This is a genomic window from Pseudomonas sp. CGJS7, assembly GCF_036961695.1.
Genome location: NZ_JBAMDI010000327.1, coordinates 1 through 447, shown reverse-complemented (window position 1 = coordinate 447; position 447 = coordinate 1). Strand labels below are relative to the sequence as shown.

Below are 447 nucleotides of genomic sequence, written 5' to 3'. Positions count from 1 at the left end.
GGCCTTGCAAGCCAGCAACGATCATGACGCCTGGCTGGCGACGGCCGAATCCCAACACATCGATAACCCCTACAGCCTGGCAGCCGCCTTGGCCTGTTACGACCGTGAAGAACGCACCTCCGCCCGTGGTCTGGAAATCTCACTGGCGTTGCTGATTCACCCGATGGGCCAGCCGACACCCGGCACCGAAGATCATGACCGACGCTTCAAACGCCTGGAGCAATGGCTGGACCAGCACGACAGCCCGCTTTACACCGCCTTGGCGCCGTTCAACCCGTTCAAGGACAAAGCCGATTCGATCGGCACCTTGTTCGGCGCCAGCGACAACGTGATCGAGGGATTGGCGGGGCGCTTCCCGGCCATGGCGGACATCACCGACCTCACCGCCCAGTCGGTCAATGCCGTGGTGCTCAAGCGCCTGCGTGGCCAGACCCGTTGGGATGCCAG

The 447-nt window shown here is 63.3% G+C and carries 1 pseudogene; it reads left to right on the top strand.

The annotated features are described in order from the left end of the window. Positions 1 to 447: pseudogene (locus V7787_RS52925) on the top strand (T6SS effector BTH_I2691 family protein); the annotation flags it as partial.